Source organism: Streptomyces purpureus, from assembly GCF_014648195.1.
Lineage (GTDB): Bacteria > Actinomycetota > Actinomycetes > Streptomycetales > Streptomycetaceae > Streptomyces > Streptomyces purpureus.
This window is the reverse complement of record NZ_BMQQ01000028.1, coordinates 1-18,779: the sequence shown is the minus strand read 5'-3', so window position 1 is coordinate 18,779 and position 18,779 is coordinate 1. Positions and strand designations below refer to the sequence as shown.

At 71.1% G+C, this 18,779-nt stretch carries 17 protein-coding genes, 1 tRNA gene and 2 pseudogenes; 11 read left to right on the top strand and 9 right to left on the bottom strand.

Annotated features, from left to right (window positions below; genetic code table 11):
• Positions 1-30 precede the first annotated feature (30 nt).
• The 3 genes from cysS (at position 31) to IEZ01_RS27625 (ending at position 4,187) form a co-directional block, all read left to right on the top strand.
• A complete protein-coding gene (gene cysS / locus IEZ01_RS27635; RefSeq protein ID WP_019887457.1) occupies positions 31-1,431 on the top strand; it encodes a cysteine--tRNA ligase in 1,401 nt (466 codons plus the stop codon).
• 100 nt (positions 1,432-1,531) lie between these two features.
• Positions 1,532-2,491 (top strand): 23S rRNA (guanosine(2251)-2'-O)-methyltransferase RlmB, encoded by a 960-nt coding sequence (rlmB, locus tag IEZ01_RS27630; protein WP_189204354.1) that lies wholly within the window; start codon positions 1,532-1,534, stop codon positions 2,489-2,491.
• 139 nt (positions 2,492-2,630) lie between these two features.
• Positions 2,631-4,187 carry a DoxX family membrane protein gene (locus IEZ01_RS27625; protein WP_078513326.1) on the top strand — a complete coding sequence of 519 codons (1,557 nt, stop codon included), beginning with the start codon at positions 2,631-2,633 and terminating at the stop codon, positions 4,185-4,187.
• A gap of 294 nt (positions 4,188-4,481) precedes the next feature.
• Here the strand turns inward: IEZ01_RS27625 and IEZ01_RS27620 are convergent, their stop codons facing one another.
• The 3 genes from IEZ01_RS27620 to IEZ01_RS27610 all read right to left on the bottom strand — a co-directional run bounded on the left by IEZ01_RS27620 (position 4,482) and on the right by IEZ01_RS27610 (position 6,972).
• Positions 4,482-5,198: a nucleotidyltransferase family protein gene (locus tag IEZ01_RS27620; RefSeq protein ID WP_019887453.1), complete on the bottom strand. Its 717-nt coding sequence runs from the start codon at positions 5,196-5,198 to the stop codon at positions 4,482-4,484.
• Positions 5,199-5,239: 41 nt separating this feature from the next.
• Entirely contained in the window at positions 5,240-5,653 is a 414-nt protein-coding gene (locus IEZ01_RS27615; protein WP_028797692.1) for a hypothetical protein, read from the bottom strand.
• A gap of 221 nt (positions 5,654-5,874) precedes the next feature.
• Complete coding sequence (locus IEZ01_RS27610; RefSeq protein WP_028797691.1) at positions 5,875-6,972, bottom strand: ABC transporter ATP-binding protein; 1,098 nt, start codon at positions 6,970-6,972, stop codon at positions 5,875-5,877.
• Between the two features lie 182 nt (positions 6,973-7,154).
• Here IEZ01_RS27610 and IEZ01_RS27605 point away from each other — a divergent pair.
• Positions 7,155-7,231: transfer RNA gene (locus IEZ01_RS27605), tRNA-Thr, on the top strand.
• A gap of 61 nt (positions 7,232-7,292) precedes the next feature.
• A pseudogene (locus IEZ01_RS27600) lies at positions 7,293-8,352 on the top strand (restriction endonuclease); the annotation flags it as partial.
• A gap of 51 nt (positions 8,353-8,403) precedes the next feature.
• Here IEZ01_RS27600 and IEZ01_RS27595 read toward each other — a convergent pair.
• Entirely contained in the window at positions 8,404-9,795 is a 1,392-nt protein-coding gene (locus IEZ01_RS27595) for an NAD(P)/FAD-dependent oxidoreductase (protein WP_189204352.1), read from the bottom strand.
• Between the two features lie 61 nt (positions 9,796-9,856).
• Here IEZ01_RS27595 and IEZ01_RS27590 point away from each other — a divergent pair, with 61 nt between their 5' ends.
• Together IEZ01_RS27590 and IEZ01_RS27585 are read left to right on the top strand one after the other, a co-directional pair.
• Positions 9,857-10,804: an aminoglycoside phosphotransferase family protein gene (locus IEZ01_RS27590; RefSeq protein WP_373287673.1), complete on the top strand. Its 948-nt coding sequence runs from the start codon at positions 9,857-9,859 to the stop codon at positions 10,802-10,804.
• Between the two features lie 24 nt (positions 10,805-10,828).
• The gene (locus tag IEZ01_RS27585; protein ID WP_189204348.1) at positions 10,829-11,305 is read left to right on the top strand and encodes a GNAT family N-acetyltransferase; all 477 of its coding nucleotides are present in this window, start codon (positions 10,829-10,831) and stop codon (positions 11,303-11,305) included.
• A gap of 409 nt (positions 11,306-11,714) precedes the next feature.
• On the opposite strand, the gene IEZ01_RS27580 is transcribed toward IEZ01_RS27585, so the two are convergent.
• On the bottom strand, positions 11,715-11,945 hold the full coding sequence (locus tag IEZ01_RS27580; protein ID WP_444545494.1) for a DUF7848 domain-containing protein: 231 nt from the start codon (positions 11,943-11,945) through the stop codon (positions 11,715-11,717).
• A gap of 364 nt (positions 11,946-12,309) precedes the next feature.
• Between IEZ01_RS27580 and IEZ01_RS27575 the strand changes: the two are divergent.
• A pseudogene (locus IEZ01_RS27575) lies at positions 12,310-13,048 on the top strand (helix-turn-helix domain-containing protein).
• Positions 13,049-13,052: 4 nt separating this feature from the next.
• Complete coding sequence (locus IEZ01_RS27570) at positions 13,053-13,523, top strand: NUDIX domain-containing protein (protein WP_189204344.1); 471 nt, start codon at positions 13,053-13,055, stop codon at positions 13,521-13,523.
• Positions 13,524-13,574: 51 nt separating this feature from the next.
• Here the strand turns inward: IEZ01_RS27570 and IEZ01_RS27565 are convergent, their stop codons facing one another.
• Positions 13,575-14,573, bottom strand: coding sequence for a zinc-binding dehydrogenase (locus IEZ01_RS27565; RefSeq protein WP_019887442.1), 999 nt, complete (start codon positions 14,571-14,573; stop codon positions 13,575-13,577).
• A gap of 112 nt (positions 14,574-14,685) precedes the next feature.
• Positions 14,686-15,867, bottom strand: coding sequence for an NAD(P)-binding protein (locus tag IEZ01_RS27560; RefSeq protein ID WP_189204342.1), 1,182 nt, complete (start codon positions 15,865-15,867; stop codon positions 14,686-14,688).
• Positions 15,868-15,965: 98 nt separating this feature from the next.
• Between IEZ01_RS27560 and IEZ01_RS27555 the strand changes: the two genes are divergently transcribed.
• Complete coding sequence (locus IEZ01_RS27555) at positions 15,966-16,634, top strand: pentapeptide repeat-containing protein (protein WP_040875151.1); 669 nt, start codon at positions 15,966-15,968, stop codon at positions 16,632-16,634.
• 22 nt (positions 16,635-16,656) lie between these two features.
• Here the strand turns inward: IEZ01_RS27555 and IEZ01_RS27550 are convergent, their stop codons facing one another.
• The gene (locus IEZ01_RS27550; protein WP_189204340.1) at positions 16,657-17,157 is read right to left on the bottom strand and encodes a hypothetical protein; all 501 of its coding nucleotides are present in this window, start codon (positions 17,155-17,157) and stop codon (positions 16,657-16,659) included.
• Positions 17,158-17,274: 117 nt separating this feature from the next.
• Here IEZ01_RS27550 and IEZ01_RS27545 point away from each other — a divergent pair, with 117 nt between their 5' ends.
• The gene (locus IEZ01_RS27545) at positions 17,275-17,913 is read left to right on the top strand and encodes a Uma2 family endonuclease (RefSeq protein ID WP_189204338.1); all 639 of its coding nucleotides are present in this window, start codon (positions 17,275-17,277) and stop codon (positions 17,911-17,913) included.
• 17 nt (positions 17,914-17,930) lie between these two features.
• On the opposite strand, the gene IEZ01_RS27540 is transcribed toward IEZ01_RS27545, so the two are convergent.
• Complete coding sequence (locus tag IEZ01_RS27540) at positions 17,931-18,422, bottom strand: hypothetical protein (RefSeq protein WP_189204336.1); 492 nt, start codon at positions 18,420-18,422, stop codon at positions 17,931-17,933.
• Positions 18,423-18,779: the final 357 nt, after the last annotated feature.

Below are 18,779 nucleotides of genomic sequence, written 5' to 3'. Positions count from 1 at the left end.
GCACTGCTATGGGCCCACTACCCTGGAGTGGTGACTATTCGCCTGTACGACACCAGCGCCCGGCAGATCCGTGATTTCATCCCGCTCACACCGGGCTGCGTCTCGATCTACCTCTGTGGCGCCACCGTGCAGGCGGCCCCGCACATCGGGCACATCCGCTCCGGCCTGAACTTCGACATCATGCGCCGCTGGTTCGAGTACCGCGGCTACGACGTCACCTTCGTCCGCAACGTCACCGACATCGACGACAAGATCATCGCGAAGTCCGGCGACCAGGGCCGCCCCTGGTGGTCCATCGGCTACGAGAACGAGCGCGCCTTCAACTCCGGCTATGACGTGCTCGGTTGCCTGCCGCCCACGTACGAGCCCCGCGCGACCGGCCATGTCACCGAGATGGTCGAGATGATGCGCGGCCTCATCGAGCGCGGCCACGCCTACGAGGCGGACGGCAGCGTCTACTTCGACGTGCGGTCCTTCCCCGGCTATCTGGCGCTGTCCAACCAGGACATCGACGACCTGCGCCAGCCCGCCGAGGAGGGCATCACCGGCAAGCGCGACCCGCGTGACTTCGCGATGTGGAAGGCGACCAAGCCGGGCGAGCCCGACTGGGAGACGCCGTGGGGCAGGGGCCGGCCTGGCTGGCACCTGGAGTGCTCGGCCATGGCCCACAAGTACCTCGGCTCCGCCTTCGACATCCACGGCGGCGGCCTCGACCTGATCTTCCCCCACCACGAGAACGAGATCGCCCAGGCCAAGGCCTACGGCGACGACTTCGCCTCGTACTGGGTGCACAACGCCTGGGTCACCATGAGCGGCGAGAAGATGTCGAAGTCGCTCGGCAACTCGGTGCTGGTCTCCGAGATGGTCAAGCACTGGCGCCCGATCGTGCTCCGCTACTACCTGGGCACCCCGCACTACCGGTCGATGATCGAGTACAGCGAGGAGGCCCTACGCGAGGCCGAGTCCGCGTTCGCGCGGATCGAGGGCTTCATCCAGCGCGTCGTCGAGAAGGCGGGCGGCCCCGTCGAGCCGTCGGCGGAGGTCCCGCCGGTCTTCGCCGAGGCCATGGACGACGACCTGGGCGTCCCGCAGGCGCTCGCCGTCATCCACACCACCGTCCGCCAGGGCAACAGCGCCCTGGCCGCCGACGACAAGGACGAGGCCATCGCCCGCCTCGCCGAGGTACGGGCCATGCTCGGCGTCCTCGGCCTGGACCCGCTCGACCCCCAGTGGGCCGGCGAGGCCGACCGCGGTGAGGATCTGCACGGCGTCGTCGACAGCCTCGTACGCCTGGTGCTCCAGCAGCGCGAGGCGGCCCGGGAGCGCAAGGACTGGGCGACGGCGGACGCCATCCGCGACCAGCTCAACCAGTCCGGCCTCGCCATCGAGGACAGCCCCGACGGGCCCCGGTGGACGCTGGGCGGCCGCTGAGCCGCCACTGATGTGCCGCTCGGCAGGCCGGGCGGCACACGCTCATAAACGTACGATCTACATATACGTGTAGATGGAGATTCACAGGAAACAGGTAGTCATGGCCGGGAACAGCCAGCGCAGGAACCGCCGCACGTCCAACAAGAAGGGCGCGACGGTCGGCAGCGGTGGCCAGCGGCGCAAGGGCCTCGAGGGCAAGGGACCCACGCCGCCCGCCTCCGCCCGTAAGGGACACAAGAAGAACCGCATCGCCAACGCCCAGGCCAAGCAGGCCGCCCACCGCCGCCCGGCCCCGCGCCGCGGCGGCCCCAAGGGCACCTCCGAGATGGTCGTCGGCCGCAACCCCGTCTTCGAGGCCCTGCGCGACGGCGTCCCGGCGACGACGCTGTACGTCCAGCAGTTCATCGACAACGACGAGCGCGTCCGTGACGTGCTCAAGCTCGCCGGCGAGCGCGGCAACATCCACCTGATGGAGGCCCCCCGCCCCGAGCTCGACCGGATGACCAACGGCCTCAACCACCAGGGCCTCGTCCTCCAGGTCCCGCCGTACGAGTACGCGCACCCCGAGGACCTCACCGCCGCTGCCTACGACGCCCACGAGGACCCGCTGATCGTCGCCCTCGACGGCGTCACCGACCCGCGCAACCTCGGCGCCATCGTCCGCTCCGTCTCCGCCTTCGGCGGCCACGGCGTCGTCGTCCCCGAGCGCCGCGCGGCCGGCATGACCGCCGGTGCCTGGAAGTCCTCGGCCGGCACCGCCGCCCGGACCCCGGTCTCCCGCGTCACCAACCTCACCCGCGCGCTGGAGGGCTTCCAGAAGGAAGGCCTCACCGTCGTCGGCCTCGCCGCCAACGGCGAGCACACCGTCGAGGACCTGGAGGCGCTCGACGGCCCGGTCGTCATCGTCATCGGCAGCGAGGGCAAGGGCCTCGGCCGCCTCGTCGGCGAGACCTGCGACTACCGCGTCCGGATCGCCATGCCCGGTGGCGCCGAGTCGCTGAACGCCGGCGTCGCCGCCGGCATCGTCCTCTACGAGGTCGCCCGGCGCCGCAAGGGCTGAGCCCCGGCCCCGGAACAGGGCCCTGATCGGCGCGGACACCGCTCTGATCAGGGCCCTTTCCCATGTCCGGCGATCTTGACGGGTCTCGGACATTTACCGGCCGTCAAGGCAGTGTCCTAAACCCGCGTCACTCGGTTAGATGAGTGTGGACACCAGAACGCCCCGGCCGGGGTTCGACGATCAGCCTGCGCTGAGCATGGTCAAGGTGCATTGCGATCCCGCGCAGGTCATCGTGAACCACGCCAGTTTCCGCGTCCAGCTAGCCCCGGCCCACAAGCCGAAGATCCCCGCGGGCGCCCGTACCGCCAGCCTCACCGGAGCCGGTGCCGGGCGACGCAGAGCCCCCGTCGTATGGAGCGGCCGCTCCGCCCCCGGAGACCCCGGTGCCACGGGACTGCTCCAGGCCGTCCGGGAGAACACCGCGGTCGGCACCCTCGACGCGGGCTCCACGCAGGTCATCCCGCGCCTCGACCTCTCCGCCGAGACCATGGAGAACCCCGTGGTCCCCGCCGGCCGGACCGCGCCGACCACCGCCACACCCCTGCTGCCGCCGATGCGGCGCGCCGAGAGCGCCTATGACGAATACGCGGCGTACGAGTCGTACCAGCAGGAGCCCGACGAGGACGAGGGCTTCGAAGTACGCCGCCAGCGCCACGGCAACGACCCCGTCCGGCACGCCTACTACCCCGGGCGCCGCATGAACCTCGGCGTCGTCCTGCTCCCGCTGCGCGTCTTCCTCGGCTTCATCTCCATCTACGCCGGCATGGGCAAGCTCTGCGATCCCGTCTACTTCGACGGCGGCGAACGCGGCTCGATGGTGAAGTGGCTCAACTCGCTCCACCCCTGGACCCTCGCCGAACCCCTGCGGGACTTCGCCCTCCAGCACCCCGTCGGCGCCGGACTGACCATCGCCTTCCTGCAGGTCGTCGTCGGCGTCCTCACCGTCCTCGGCCTCTGGCAGCGGGTCGCCGCCGTCATCGGCGCCCTGCTCTCCGCCGCGCTGATCCTCACGGTCAGCTGGAAGACCGTCCCGGTCTACGACGCGCCCGACATCATCTACCTCGCCGCCTGGTCCCCGCTGATCATCGCGGGCGCTCCCGTCTACTCCATCGACGGCCGCCTCGCGGGCGAGGCCTGGCGCACCCTCGGCCCCCGCTCCCAGCTCTGGGACCTGCGCCGGCGTGTCCTGCGCCGCGGTTCGCTCGTCGCCGCGGTGGTCGTCGGCCTGACCCTGCTCGTCGGTTCCGTGCTCGGTGGAGCCGTACGGTCCACGGAGATGGTGACCGTCCCCGGACCCGACGAAGACCCGGTCAACCACCTGCCCGGACAGCCGCTGCCGCAGGAGCCGGGCCGGCGCAGCCCGTCCTCCGAGGCCCCCTCCTCGAAGCGGCCCAAGCCCTCCGCCTCGGAGACCGCCGAGAGCCCCAAGACGGAGAAGCCCTCCCCGGAGGGCACGGTCCGCGAGACGGGCCGCATCGAGGGCGGTACGCGCCCCAGCGCCACCCAGGGCGCCAGCTCGCCCCAGCAGACCCAGCCGGCGCCCCCGCGGGCGACCAGCGCCGGCCCGTCCTCCTCGGGCAGCTCGGGCGGCGGCTCGGGCGGTTCGTCCGGCGGCGGCAACACGGGCGGCGGCTCCGGTGACGGCGGCTCGACCGGCGGCGACAGCCGCAACCCGATCGGCGGCCTCCTGGGCTGACGTACGGACGCGAGAAGGGCGGCCACCGCGCAATGCGGTGGCCGCCCTTCGACGTGCGTGCGGGCGGCCCTCAGGCGGGTGGGCCGGTGGCCACTGTCGGCCGGGGCCTCACCGGCCTCAGGCGGGTGGGCCGGTTGGCCGGGGGCACCGCCCCTCGGGGCGCCTGGAGGCGGACTTCAGGGCGGGCCCGGTGGCGCCTCTTCCCTTGGGGTCTCGCGCCCCTCGGGGCGTCTGTAAGGCGGGTTCGAGGCGGTCCCGGTGGCGCTGACGCCTCCCGGGCGCCGGCGCGGGCTCTCAGGGCGTCTGGAGGGCCAGTTCCTTCGCGGCCTCCGTCAGGTCCTTCGCGGTGTCGATGGCCCGCCAGTACGCCCCCTGCGGCAGCGGGAAGCCCGCCAGTCGCCGCTCCCGGGCAAGCCGCGGGAAGGTGGTGCGCTCGTGGTCGCCCTTCTCGGGCAGCAGCGTCGTGAACTCCGCGGAGAAGACGTACACCCCCGCGTTGATCAGATACGGCGAGGGCGGGGACTCGATGAAGTCGGTGATGTGGCCGAACGTGTCGGTCTCCACGGCTCCCCACGGAATGCGCGGCCGGGCCAGCGCCAGGGTCGCCGTGGCGTCGCGCTCCTCGTGGAACGCGGCCATCTCGCGGAGGGAGAAGCGGGTCCAGATGTCACCGTTGGTGGCGTACCACGGCCGCTCGGGGTCGGGCAGATGCGCCGCCGCGTACCGCAGGCCGCCGCCACGGCCCAGCGGCTCGCTCTCCACGACCGTCTTGACCCGCAGCGGCAGCTCGGCGGTGGCCAGCCAGTCCTGGAGCACCTCGGCGAGATGACCGCAGGAGACCACGGCGTCCGTGACGCCCTCGGACGCGAGCCAGGAAAGCTGATGGCCGATGATCGGGGTCCCGGTGCCCGGGATCTCGACCATCGGCTTGGGGCGGTCGTCGGTGTACGGGCGCAGTCGCGAACCCTGGCCGCCCGCCAGGATCACGGCCTGCGTCGGAGAGGTATGCATACCGCGCACGATATGCGTACCGGCTGACAGGCAGCGAAGGCTCAGCTCTGGTACATGACGCCCGAGGCGTATGCGGTGTCGCAGACCGGGCGGGCGTAGGACTGGGCACGCGTGGGGCCGTACTGCCGGACGGCGGCCTGGCCGAGCGCGCGGGCGATGGCGACGCAGTGCTTGGCGAGCGAGGGGGTGTACTTCATCTCGCGCTGGAGACTCGTCAACGCGACGCCGGGGTCCTTCTCCTGAAGCTCTGCGAGAAGGCGGTCACGGAGAATATCCTGCGGAGCACGCGACTTGGCGCGCGCGGAGACGTCTTTCGAGGATGCGGTGAGCATCTGGGTCCCCGAGCCCTGGTTGGCCCACGGAACGGCGGTGACCGCAAGCGTTCCGGAGAGCACCAGGACGACGGGCAGGACGAGGGCGAGGGAGCGGCCGATTCGGCGGGCTGAGTGGGTCACGGGGCGAGCGTAGCGGCCAGTGATGATTAGGAGACATTTAGTCACCCGGGCGGGGGATGGTTCGAGGGTTCTTTTCGAATCGGGTGTTGACGCGAGAGTCCGAATTGGTCGATCTGCCGGGGTATTTGTCGACATAAGTGCGGAGTGCGCGAAAGGCCCCACGCGGCGCGTGGGGCCTTTCGGTGGTACTGCGGCCGCGGATCGTCCGCGGAACGGGTGGATCAGTCGCTGAGGCGCTCACCCGTGGAGGTGGAGAACACGTGGATTTCACCCGGGCGGGGGACCACGTGCAGCTCGGAGCCCTTCGCCGGGACCGAGCGGCCGCCGACCCGCACGACCAGGTCCTTGTCCTCGCCGCCGACCCGGGTGGAGCCGTAGACGAAGCCGTCCGAGCCGAGTTCCTCGACGACGTTGACCGTGACGGCCAGGCCCTCGTCGCTCTCGGCGCCGGAGACGTCGAAGTGCTCGGGGCGGATGCCGACGGTGACGGTGGTGTCGCCCTTGTCGGCGGCGGCGGAGAGCGCCTCGCGGGAGACGGGGACGACGCTGTTGCCGAACTTCACGCCGCCGTCGGTGATCGGGACCTCGACCAGGTTCATGGCCGGGGAGCCGATGAAGCCGGCGACGAAGAGGTTGGCCGGGCGGTCGTACATGGTGCGCGGGGTGTCGACCTGCTGCAGCAGGCCGTCCTTCAGCACGGCGACCCGGTCGCCCATGGTGAGCGCCTCGGTCTGGTCGTGGGTGACGTACACCGTGGTGATGCCGAGCCGGCGCTGGAGCGAGGCGATCTGCGTACGGGTGGAGACGCGGAGCTTGGCGTCGAGGTTCGACAGCGGCTCGTCCATGAGGAACACCTGCGGCTCCCGCACGATGGCGCGACCCATCGCGACGCGCTGCCGCTGACCGCCGGAGAGCGCCTTGGGCTTGCGGTCCAGGTACTCGGTGAGGTCGAGGATCTTCGCGGCCTCTTCGACCTTCGTGCGGATCTCGCTCTTGTTCACGCCGGCGATCTTGAGGGCGAAGCCCATGTTGTCGGCGACGGTCATGTGCGGGTAGAGCGCGTAGTTCTGGAACACCATGGCGATGTCCCGGTCCTTCGGCGGCAGGTGGGTGACGTCCCGTTCCCCGATGCGGATGGCACCGCCGTTGACGTCCTCGAGCCCGGCGAGCATGCGCAGGGAGGTGGACTTGCCGCAGCCGGAGGGGCCGACGAGGACGAGGAACTCGCCGTCCGCGATCTCGATCTCGAGCTGGTCGACGGCGGGCTTGGTGGAACCCGGGTACAGCCGGGTCGCCTTGTCGAACGTGACAGAGGCCATGGTGATGTGTCCCTTCACCGGCAGGAACGTGCCGGACGATCCGAGTAAAGGAAGGATGTAGGTCTAGTCCACCTGGGTGAACTGCGGGAGACGCTACCTGCCGCTGTCCGATCTGTCAGCACTCGCGGGCGCCGAAATTCCCGACCGGCCCGAGGCGTCCTCCGGTTACACTCATGCGCAGCGCCTCCTTAGCTCAGCTGGCCAGAGCACCGCTCTTGTAAAGCGGGGGTCGTCGGTTCGAACCCGACAGGGGGCTCCACTGGCTCCGCCAATCTTGTGTCCCGGATCACACTGATCCGGGACACTTGTGTTTTGCGGCGGTCAGTGCGGTGGACTGTCTGACCGGGCCCTTGTCGGGGCAGGTGTCGGCGCGGCCGGACCAGCGGGTGGCGGTGCGGCCGGCGCTGGGTTCCGGAGCAGGTCGGCTCGGGGGTGGTCTCGCAGGGGGGACGGTGAGGAGCCGGATCTGCTGGCGATGGACCCGGTGGAGTTCGAGGGGCTCGTCGCCGAGCTGTTCCGGGCGCGGGGGCTGCAGGCGGTGACCACGCGGAGGTCCGGGGACGGCGGTGTGGACGTCGACGCCGTGGATCCCGACCCGATCAGCGGAGGTTCGATCCTGGTTCAGGTGAAGCGGTACCGGAACACGGTGCCGCCGAGCGCGGTGCGTGATCTGTACGGGACGGTGCAGGCGGCGGGCGCCAACAAGGGGGTGCTGGTGACGACGTCGGGGTTCGGCCCGGGTTCGTACACCTTCGCCAACGGCAAGCCGCTGACCCTGATCTCCGGTACGGAGCTGGTCGACCTGCTGCACCGCCATGGGCTGCGGGGCCGGCTGGGCGACGGGGCGCCGCCCGCCGACGCCGGCGGCCGGCGGCTCGCTCGACGAGCCGGCCGAGGACTTCAACGTGCTGGGGATGGACTGGTCGGGGCCGGTGGCGCTCGACGTCTGCGCGCTGGTGTGTGAGGGCGCGCCGGTGCTCGGCGACGAGTACTTCGTGTTCTTCAACAACCGCGCCACGCCGGAGGGTGCGGTGCGGATGGTGCGTGCGTCGTCGGGGGACAAGGCCGCCGTACGAGTGGGCTTCGACGGGCTGCCCGCGCGGGCGGACCGGCTGGTGCTGGTGGCGGCGGTGGATCCGGAGGTGAATCCGGAGGCCGACCTGTCCGGCTTCACCGATGCGGGGATCCGGCTGCGGGACGCGGCCGGTACGGAGCTGGACCGGCTCGTCGTCTCGGACGGGCGTCCGGGGGAGACGGCGCTGGTGCTCGGTTCGTTCCGCCGCCGGGGCCGATGGGGGCTGGGACTTCGTCCTCGGCGGGAAGGGCTACCGGGGCGGTCTGGCGGAGCTGGTCGGGGACTTCGGGATCGACGTGGAGTAGGACGGAGTACGGGCCCCGGAGAGCGTCCGGGGCCCTTCTTTCGCGAGGGGGCTAGTGGCGGCCCGAGATGCGGTTGGCGGCCTTCGCCAGGGGGTCCGTGGTGGCCGTGGGGGAGGTGGATTCGCGGCGGTCGGCGGTGCGGTAGGCCGCGTAGAGGGTGTGGACGCCGAACCAGCGGAAGGGTTCCGGTTCCCAGCGGCGGACCTTGTGGTTGACCCAGGGGAGGGTGGTGAGGTCCGTGGGGCCGGACTGGCCCGAGTCCTGTTGGATCAGGTCGCGCAGGGTGCGGGCCGCGAGGTTGGTGGTGGCGACGCCGGAGCCGACGTAGCCGCCGGCCCAGCCGAGGCCGGTGGAGCGGTCCAGGGTGACGGTGGCGCACCAGTCGCGGGGGACGCCGAGGACGCCGGACCAGGCGTGGGCGATGCCGGCCCCGGCGAGCTGGGGGAAGAAGCGGACGAGGATCTCGCGCAGGGCGTCGATCGTGGCGGGCTGGGTGCGCCCGTCGTTGTCGGTGCGGGAGCCGAAGCGGTACGGGATGCCGCGGCCACCGAGGGCGATGCGGTCGTCGGCGGTGCGCTGGGCGTACATGTAGGCGTGGGCCATGTCGCCGAGGGTCTCCCGGCCGTCCCAGCCGATCTCGGCCCAGGTCTCCTCCGGGAGCGGCTCGGTGGCGATCATGGAGGAGCCCATGGGGAGCCAGGTGCGCTTGAGGCCCTTGAGGTTCGGGGTGAAGCCTTCGGTGCAGCGCAGGATGTAGGGCGCGCGGACCGTGCCGTACGGCGTCACGGCGTGCTTGGGGCGGATCTCCGCGACCGGGGTGGATTCGTGAATGGTGACGCCGAGGGCTTCGACGGCCGCCGCGAGGCCGGTGACCAGTTTGACGGGGTGCAGGCGGGCGCCGTGCGGGGTCCAGCTGGAGCCGACAGCGCCGGCGACGCGGACGCGGGCGGCGGTCTCGCGGGCGCCGAGGAGTTCGCGGTCCTTCTCGCCGTAGCTGAGCTCGGTGGCGTGGAAGTCCTTGAGGCGGACCAACTGGGCGGGGTTGTGGGCGACTTCGAGGACGCCGCCGCGGTGGATGTCGGCGTCGATCTGCTCGGCGGCGCAGACGTCGACGACCTCGCCGACGGTGTCGTTCATCGCCTGCTGGAGCCGGACGGCGGCGTCGTGGCCGTGGAGCTTGGCGTAGCGGTCGCGGCCGGCGATGCCGTTGTAGAGCCAGCCGCCGTTACGGCCGGAGGCGCCGTAGCCGCAGAACTTGGCCTCGAGGACGACGATGTTGAGGAAGGGGACGGCCTTCTTGAGGTAGTACGCCGTCCAGAGCCCGGTGTAGCCGCCGCCGACGATGCAGACGTCGGCCTGGGTGTCGCCGGGAAGCGGTTCGCGGGGGGCGGGGACGCCCTCCTGCGCGTACCAGAACGATATGCCGCCGTTGACCGTGGTCATGCTGTCTTCCTCTGTCCCTGCCGGTGGGAGTGGTGCTGGGACGCTACTGGATATTCGCGCGATCTTCCCCCGTCCGGGTCGTAGCCTCGGCTCCGTGATCGAGATTCCTGAAGAGCTGGTACGGAGTCAGGCCAACTTCAATGGTGACGCGGGTCGTGCCTTCATCGCGGCCCTGCCCGGGCGGGCCGAGCGGTTCCTCGACGAGTGGGGGCTGCGGCTGAACGGCCCGTCGATGTACGGATGGGCGTCGCTGGTGCTGCCGGTGGTGCGGGCCGACGACGGAGTGCCGGCCGCGCTGAAGCTGCAGCTCCTCGACGAGGAGAGCGCGGGCGAGGGGCTCGCGCTGCGGACCTGGGCCGGCGACGGGGCAGTACGGCTGCTGGCCGAGGACCCGGCGACCGGGACGCTGTTGCTGGAGCGGCTGGACGAGACACGCCATCTGTCGACGATGGAGGACGACCGGGCCGCCGTCGGAATCCTCGCGGAGCTGCTGGCGCGGCTGGTGACCGTGGAGGCGCCGGCGGGGCTGCGGGGGCTCGGCGAGGTGGCGGCCAGGATGCTCGCCGAGGTGCCGGACGCGGTGAAGCTCCTCGGGGACGAGGACGACCGGCGGGTGCTGCTGGACTGCGCGGCGGCGGTACGGGAGGTGATGGGCGAGCCGGGGGACCGGCTGCTCCACTGGGACCTGCACTACGACAACATCCTGGCCGCGCATCCGGACGATCCGCGCGAGCCGTGGCTGGCGATCGACCCGAAGCCGCTGGCGGGCGACCCGGGCTTCGACCTGCTGCCGGCGCTGACGGACAACTTCGACCCGGCGCAGACGCTGTGGCGGTTCGACCTGATGACCGAGGTGCTGGGCCTGGACCGGGATCGGGCGCGGGCCTGGTCTCTGGGGCGGGTGCTCCAGAACGGCCTGTGGGACATCGAGGACGCGGTGGAGGAGGGCGAGGAGCCCGAGCTGGACGAGGAGCAGGTTCTCATTGCTCGGAATCTGCTGGCACGGTGACCCGGTGCCGTGCAGGCTGGCCGCATGATTCGTAATGCGACACCTGACGATGTCCCTGTCATTCACCAAATGGTCCGCGAGCTGGCCGAGTACGAGCGCGCGCTCGACGAGGCCAAGGCGACCCAGGAGCAGCTGTGTGAGGCGCTGTTCGGTGAGCGTCCGGCCGCGTTCGCGCACATCGCGGAGACGGACGAGGGGGATGTGGCCGGGTTCTCCCTGTGGTTCTTGAACTTCTCCACGTGGCGTGGGGTGCACGGCATCTACCTGGAGGACCTGTACGTCCGCCCGGAGAAGCGGGGCGGCGGACACGGAAAGGCGCTGCTGACGGAGCTGGCGCGGATCTGTGTCGCGCGGGGCTACGAGCGGCTGGAGTGGTCGGTCCTGGACTGGAACACCCCGTCGATCAACTTCTACAAGTCGCTGGGCGCGAAGCCGCAGGACGAGTGGACGGTGTACCGGCTGACGGACGAGGCGCTGGAGGAGCTGGGGGCGGGCGCGTAGGGCGCTGTGGGGCGCGTGGGGGGCCAGGGGTGGGTCAGCCGGTAGCCGGGAGCGGCTGGCCGGCTTGTCCAGCCAGACCCACTCACCCCTGCCCGGCAGGGTTGTCAGGCCGAACCGGTCGGGGTGAGGAGCTGGAGGCCAGGTGCCGTCTGCGCGGCACGGGCGGATTAAGGCCGGCGGCGGAGGTGCACCGGTGCTGTCGAGTGGAAGATCGTCCGGGTCGGCACCGGCCCCACCCAATCCACATGGATCCATGTGTGGTGCCTGCACCGGCGTCGGATCACTGTTGCCGCGATTCGCCATGATCGGCCGGTATGCACGTGGTCGCCACGCTGAATCTCGATGGCGGCGAGCCGCCAGTCCTTGCCTTCACGGACCAGGTGGTCCGGCCGGCATGCCGGAAGCCATCTCACGCCGGGCCCTCCACACACTCCACCAGGGCCACGTCCTCGAACGCCCGGGCGGAGGTGGTGTGTTCCCTGTTCAGGCCGGTGTGGTCCATGCACTGCTGGTCCACCGTGCCCACGTCCACTCTGGGCTCGGCCTGCCAGCCGCACTCACCGTGCAGGCACCGGGCCGACGCCGTAGCCTCCGAGTCGGGGTGACGCTTGATGCGGTGCGCTACGAACCGGTAAATCATCCGGGTCACTTCGCCACCGCCGGCACGGGGGTTGCGAACACGCGGGCCTGGGCCAGCTCCTCCGCCGTCGGCTCCCGCAGCTCCTCGGCGGGACCGCCCACTCCCGTCCCCCGCCCGGCGGACGCAGGTACACGCTGCCTTCGTACCGGCGGTCCACCCGGCCAAGCGTCCCGTTCGCGTCCACCGCGTACCGACCGGTGGCCGGTCTCCACTTCTCGGCCATGAGTCACTGTCCCCTCGCATCGTGGCCCGAGCTTCTCGCTGATCAACGGGACGCTGGAACCTCGTACGTTTCCCACCCCGGGACGTCTTGAGGGCGGTAGAACGTCCCTTACGACGTCCTGAGAGGTGGGAGAGACTGGCGATGCCGAACGAGCGTCTACGGGCCGCCTTGGCTTCTGTGGGCTGGACCTACGACGACCTGGCCACTGCCGCAGAGGTCGACCCGAAGTCCGTCGAGCGCTGGGTGAATCTGGGTCGCACACCAAGACGTGCGACCGCAACCAAAGCGGCTGAGGCACTGGGAGAAGACGTGTACGCACTATGGCCCGCCCTCAGGCAAGCTCGTGCGGCCGGGCAGTGAGCCCCGAACTTGTGGCGCTTTACGGCCAGCGCGCAGACATCCCCGTCTCTGCCTTTGGCGACCTGATCACTCAGGGCAGGGAGCGCATTGACATCCTGGTCTACGCGGCCGTGTTCCTGCATGAGGCGTACCCCCGGTTCAACGAGTTGGTGCGGGAACGCGCCGCCGAGGGATGCACCGTTCGTATCGCCATCGGTGACGCCGACAGCGTCAACGTGCAACAACGCGGACGGGAAGAAAAATTCGGGCACGGCATCGAGTCCCGCTGCCGGAACGCCTGATGCATTACGGGCCGTTGCTCGGGACGCCGGGAGTAGAGCTGCGGAGGCACGGGACCACGCTCTACAACAGTCTCTACCGGGCAGATGACCAGATGCTGGTCAACGCGCACGTGTGGGGCGTAAACGCGTACGGGGCCCCCGTGTGGCATCTGCGCCGCAATGGAGCGGGTGGAATGTTCGACACGTATGCGGCCAGTTTCGACGCCGTCTGGGAGACCGCGCGGCCAGTGGAGAGGTAGATCCGTGGCACGGACCGAGTATTACGACGATCCGAACGCCCCCGAGCCGAACAGTCTGGTGGTGGCCGCCTCGGCCGTGGTTACCGACGACGAGGGCCGCATCCTCTTGCAGCGGCGCAGGGACAACGACCTGTGGGCGCTCCCAGGCGGCGGCATGGAAATGGGGGACTCGCTCCCGGGGACGGCCGTCAGAGAGGTACGCGAGGAAACCGGCTTGGATGTGGAGATCACTGGCCTCGTCGGCACTTACACCGACCCTCGCCATGTGATCGCGTACGGCGACGGGGAAGTACGTCGGCAGTTCAATATCTGTTTCACCGCGCGGGTCGTCGGTGGATCGCTCGCCATTTCGGAGGAGTCCACCGAACTCCGGTTCGTAAGGCCCGAGGAACTTTCCGGCCTGCCCGTGCATCACACCCAGCGGTTGCGTATCCAGCACTACTTGGACCATCGGCCTTCGCCCTACCTGGGATAGAGAGCCGGTCTTGAGGCGAGGGGGCGGCCGCGGTTGGCCGCCCCCTGGGGTCTACGGCTCCAGGACGACCTTGCCCATCGTGCCGCGGGTCTCCAGCGCGCGGTGGGCGGCGGGCGCCTCCCGGAGGGGGAAGCGTTGGACGGCGGGGCGGAGGATGCCTTCGGCGGCGAGGGCCAGGGACTGGGTTTCGAGGGTGCGGATGTCTCCGCCGGCCTTCTGGATCATGACCGGGCCGAGGACGCTCTGCGAGGTGATGCCGCGGGCGGCGAGTTCCTCGTCGGAGAAGGTGAGGGGTTCGCCGTCGTGGGGGCCCTTGCCCGCCCAGCCGAAGACGACGTGGCGGCCGCCCTTGCCGAGGAGGTCGACGGCGGCGCGGCCGGTGGCGCCGCCGACGGAGTCGAAGACGACGGTGGCCTGCCGGTCGCCGAGGAACTCCCGTACGCGCTCGGGCCAGTCGGGGAGGGTGTAGTCGACGGCGAGGTGGGCGCGGTTCTTCTCGACCTGGGCGACCTTGGCGGGGCCGCCGGCGAGGCCGACGACGGTGGCGCCGGTGTGCCTGGCGTACTGGACGAGCAGGGTGCCGATACCGCCGGCGGCGGCCGGGACGACGGCGACGGAGTCGGGTCCGAGGTCGGCGAACTGGAGGATGCCGAGCGTGGTGCGGCCGGTGCCGATCATGGCGACGGCCTCGGCCTCGTCGAGGCCGTCGGGGATGGAGTGGAGCCTGGCCGCGTCGGCGACGGCGAGTTCGGCGTAGCCGCCGGGGGCGAGGCCGAGGTGGGTGACGACCTTCTGGCCGAGCCAGGAGGGGTCGGTGCCTTCGCCGAGGCGGTCGACCGTGCCGGCGACTTCGCGGCCGGGGATCGTGGGCAGTTCGGCGGGGGCGGGGAAGGGCCCGCTCTGCCCGAGGCGCAGGGCGGTGTCGAGGAGGTGCACGCCGGCCGCGGCGACGGCGATCCGCACCTGCCCGGGGCCGGGCTCGGGCGCGTCGGTCTCCTCGTACGTGAGGTTCTCGGCCGGGCCGAAGGCGTGGAGGCGGATGGCGTGCATGGCGGGCTCCCCTGTTGTGTACGCGGAAGTCGTGTACGTGGTCTGTGTGGTGACAGCGGCAAGCCTCTGACCTCAACCATGGTTGAGGTCAAGAGGTGGCCGGTGGGGCGGCTCAGACGCCCGCCGGCCGTGCGCCACGGCGTACGGCACCCAGGGCCAGGAAGACCGCCTCCACGGCGCTGTTGAACGACACCTCCGAGAGGACGCCCGGCGCCGCGACCTGGTCGCCGACCAGGTACACGCCGTCGCCGCGGTCGATCGCGGGCCGGTCCCGCCAGGTGGTGCCCGGCCGGTCGACGGCTCCGGTGCGGCCCGTGGCGACGGCCTCGCGCCGCCACTGCGTACGCTCCCGCCAGCCGGGGAAGCCGAGGTCGAGCAGGCGCTCGGCGTGGGCGATGCCTTCGGCCCGGGCGGCGTCCGGCGCGATGGGCAGCTGGCCCTGGACGAGCTGCTGCCCGGCGGGGGCGAGGGAGCGGTCCTGGGCGGTGAAGCGTTCCAGCCAGCCGGGTGCGTCGAGGTCGGAGACGACGAACGGGTCGCCCTTGCGGGTGCGCAGCCCGAGGTCGATCAGGACCGTACGTCCGCTCTCCCAGCGCAGGGTGTCGTCGCCGAGGAGGTGGCGGGCGGCGTCCAGGGACGTGGCGACGATCACCGGCCCGTCGCCGGTGGGCAGGGAGTTCACGCGGGCGCCGGTCTCGATCCGTACGCCCAGTTCCCCGGCGCGCGCGGCCATCCGGTCGATGAGCGGCCCCCAGCCGCCGCGGATGTACCGCGCCTCGGGCGGCAGCGCCAGACTCCGGTGCAGGCGCTCCTGGACGAAGCGGGCGGAGAGCGCGCCGGGGTCGTGGTGGAAGAGTGCGACGCCCACGTAGTTGCCGGCGGCACGGGCCGCCTCGGGGCCGGCCACGGAGATGGCCCAGGTGCGGTGGTCGAGGTCGACGGGGGCCTGCTCGGGGGCGCGGCGGGCGAGCTTCAGCATGCCGAGCGGCGGGGTGCGGCGCAGGGCGCCACCGTGGTGGATGCGGAAGCGGAGGCCTTCGAGCGGTGGCAGGGAGGCGAGCGGGCCGATCAGGCCGCGCTGGTTGAGCCAGGCCCAGTGCGGGCCGCCGTTGTAGAGGGCGTGGGGGCCTTCGTTGGTGCGGTACGGGCCTTCGGCGGTACGGGCGCGGCCGCCGAGCGTGCGGTGCGACTCGTACAGGCTCACCCGCGCGCCGGACTCGGCGGCGGTGATGGCCGCGGTCAGTCCGGCGAATCCGCCGCCGATGACGGTGATGTGTGCCCTGTTCCCTTGCATGTGACGCTCCTTGGGGTCGGTCTCACGCATGCGACGGCGCGGGGGGCCTGGTTCGTGACATCGGGGCGTTGTCAGTGGCGCACGTCACTATGAGTGGCATGGCGACAGGCAGGAAGAAGACGGTGGCGGCCGCGCGGCGGGCGGAGGTACGGCTGCCGGACCTCACGGCGTACGAAGGAGGTCTTGAGCCGGACGGGGATTACGACGGGCTGGCGTTCACGGGGCTCGACCTGGCGGGTCAGGCGGGGGCGGGGGCCCGGTTCATGGACTGCGCGGTGCGCGACTGCGTCGTGGACGAGACACGGCTGACCGCGGCGCGGGTGCTGGACTGCGTGCTGACCGGGATACGGGGCGTCGGCACGGACCTGGCCGGGGCCTCGCTGCGGGACGTGGAGATCGTGGACGCCCGGCTCGGTGGGACGCAGCTGCACGGGGCGGTCCTGGAGAGGGTGCTGGTGCGAGGAGGGAAGATCGACTACCCGAATCTGCGGACGGCGAAGCTGCGGGACGTCGTCTTCGAGGGGTGTGTGCTGAACGAGCCGGACTTCGGGGGCGCGCGGCTCGAGCGGGTGGAGTTCCGGGACTGTGTGCTGACGGGGGCGGACTTCGGCGCGGCCCGGATGAAGGACGTGGATCTGCGGACGGTGGAGCGGCTGGAGATCGCGCGCGGGGTGGACGCCCTGGCGGGAGCGGTGATCAGTACGGGCCAGCTGCTGGATCTGGCGCCTGTGTTCGCCGCGCATCTGGGGGTGCGGGTGGAGGACTGACCGCGGGCGGCCGAGGGCGGGCTTAAGGGGTGCGGGGGAAGCGGGCCTGGAGGTCCCAGATCACGGGGTTGTCGGCGAGGCCTTCGTGCATGTCGGCGAGGTCGGCGATCAGGTCGTGCAGGAAGTCCCGGGCCTCGCGGCGCAGTTCGGCGTGGTTGAAGGTGAGCGGCGGCTCGTCGCCGTGCATCCAGTCGGCCTCGACGTCGACCCAGCCGAAGCGGCGCTCGAAGAGCATCCGGTCGGTGGACTCGGTGAAGTCCAGCTCGGCGTACTGCGGCTGTGCGGCCCGGCTGCCGCGCGGATCGCGGTCGAGCTGCTCGACGATGTCGCACAGCGCCCACGCGAAGTCGAGCACCGGCACCCATCCCCAGGCTGTGGACACCTCACGGTCCGCCTTGGTGTCCGCGAGGTAGACGTCCCCGCAGAAGAGGTCGTGCCGCAGGGCCTGGACGTCCGCGCGGCGGTAGTCGGTCTGCGGCGGGTCGGGAAAGCGGCGGGAGAGGGAGTAGCCGATGTCGAGCACGGACCGATGGTGTCACGGATGGGGAGATCGCCCGCACGTTCGGGTGAACGGGATCGGATGGCGGCCGCGGGCCGCGGTCTACGCTGAGAGGGTCGCTCCGCGCGAAGGAGGTCTGCCGTGGCACTGCCTGTACCCGAGTACGAGCCGTCCGATTCGCACGAGGAGACGCCCGACTATGTGTCCCTCGTCCTGTCGGCGAGGAACAAGATCCCGGGCATGACCGTGGAGGAAGCCTTCGACATGTTCAGTGCGCTCGCCCCCGAAGGGTGGCGCGTGGAGTTGATCGAAGGGGAGATCTGCGTGACGCCTCCCGCCAATGGCGAGCACGAAGAGATTGTGTCGGAAGTGGCGGAGCAGGTGATTCTTCGCCGTCAGGATCGGCAGCTACGCACGTACACCGGCATCGGACTCTTCGTCCCGGGCGCCTCCATCAGCGGCAAGGTCGAGCCGGATGTCGTGCTCGCGCCGAAGGGCAGCTTCGCCGACCAGCTCGAGTACCACGACCCGTCCCCCGTCCTGCTGGTCGCCGAGGTGACCTCCCGTTCCCCCGCCGGGAACGACCGGGTGAAGAAGATCCGCGGGTACGCCCGCGCCGGGATTCCGGTCTATCTGCTCATCGATCGCGACGGTGGCAAGGCGATCGTCTGCACGGAGCCGCAGGGCGAGGACTACGGCCGCAAGACCACGTACAAGCTCTCCGAGGTCGTGCCGCTCCCGGAGCCGCTCGGGTTCGACCTCGACACCAGCCAGTTCTGACCGCCCCTTCCGCCGGCTCAGGCGCGGTGCTGCCTGGCGTACGCCCGGGTGGCGTAGGCCAGCAGGGGGCCCGTGGCGAGCAGGGGAGCCATGCAGAGGTTCAGGACCGTGTGGCCGGTGGGGGACATGTTCGGGTCGGGCTCCACGAGGAAGCCGAGGACGAGCTGGCTCAGGCAGAAGAGCGTCACCAGGGCGGACAGGGCCCAGCCGATGACCACGGCCGTACGGGGGCGGGGGACCCGGAGGCGGCCGGTGACCACGAGGATCGGGAGCAGCGCGGCGGCCTCCTGGAGGACGGTCAGGCCGACGACGTAGGCGATGCCCCAGCCCGGGATCCCGTAGACCTCACGCAGAACCTCGTCGCTGTAGCCGACGGGCAGGCCCGTCGCCATCACCAGCCGCCACAGACCCATCGGGACGGTGCAGAGCGCGAGCAGGTGCGCGGCGCGACGGGCGATGCGGGCGGGGGAGTGGAGGCGGTGGGGGCGGGGAGCGGTCGCTGTCGTCATGACGTACAGCCTGGCCGGGGCGGCGGGGCCCCGGCTTCGTCCCGTTCGGCAGACCGTCTCCGCCGTACGGGGGAGGGCGGGTCCTCCCCGAAGGCCGCCTGGGACTTCCCGAGCCTCGGGCCTAACGGCAGTACCGGCTGCTTGGGGAGCGCCGCGAGGCCTTCACCAAGGCGCCTGAGATGCCCGAGCCTCGGGCCTAACGGCAGTACCGGCTGCTTGGGGAGCGCCGCGAGGCCTTCACCAAGGCGCCTGAGATGCCCGAGCCTCGGGCCTACGGCAGCACCGGACGATGCGGGAGCGCCGTGGGTCCTTCGCCAACGCGCCTGAGATGCCCGAGCCTCGGGCCTAACGGCAGCA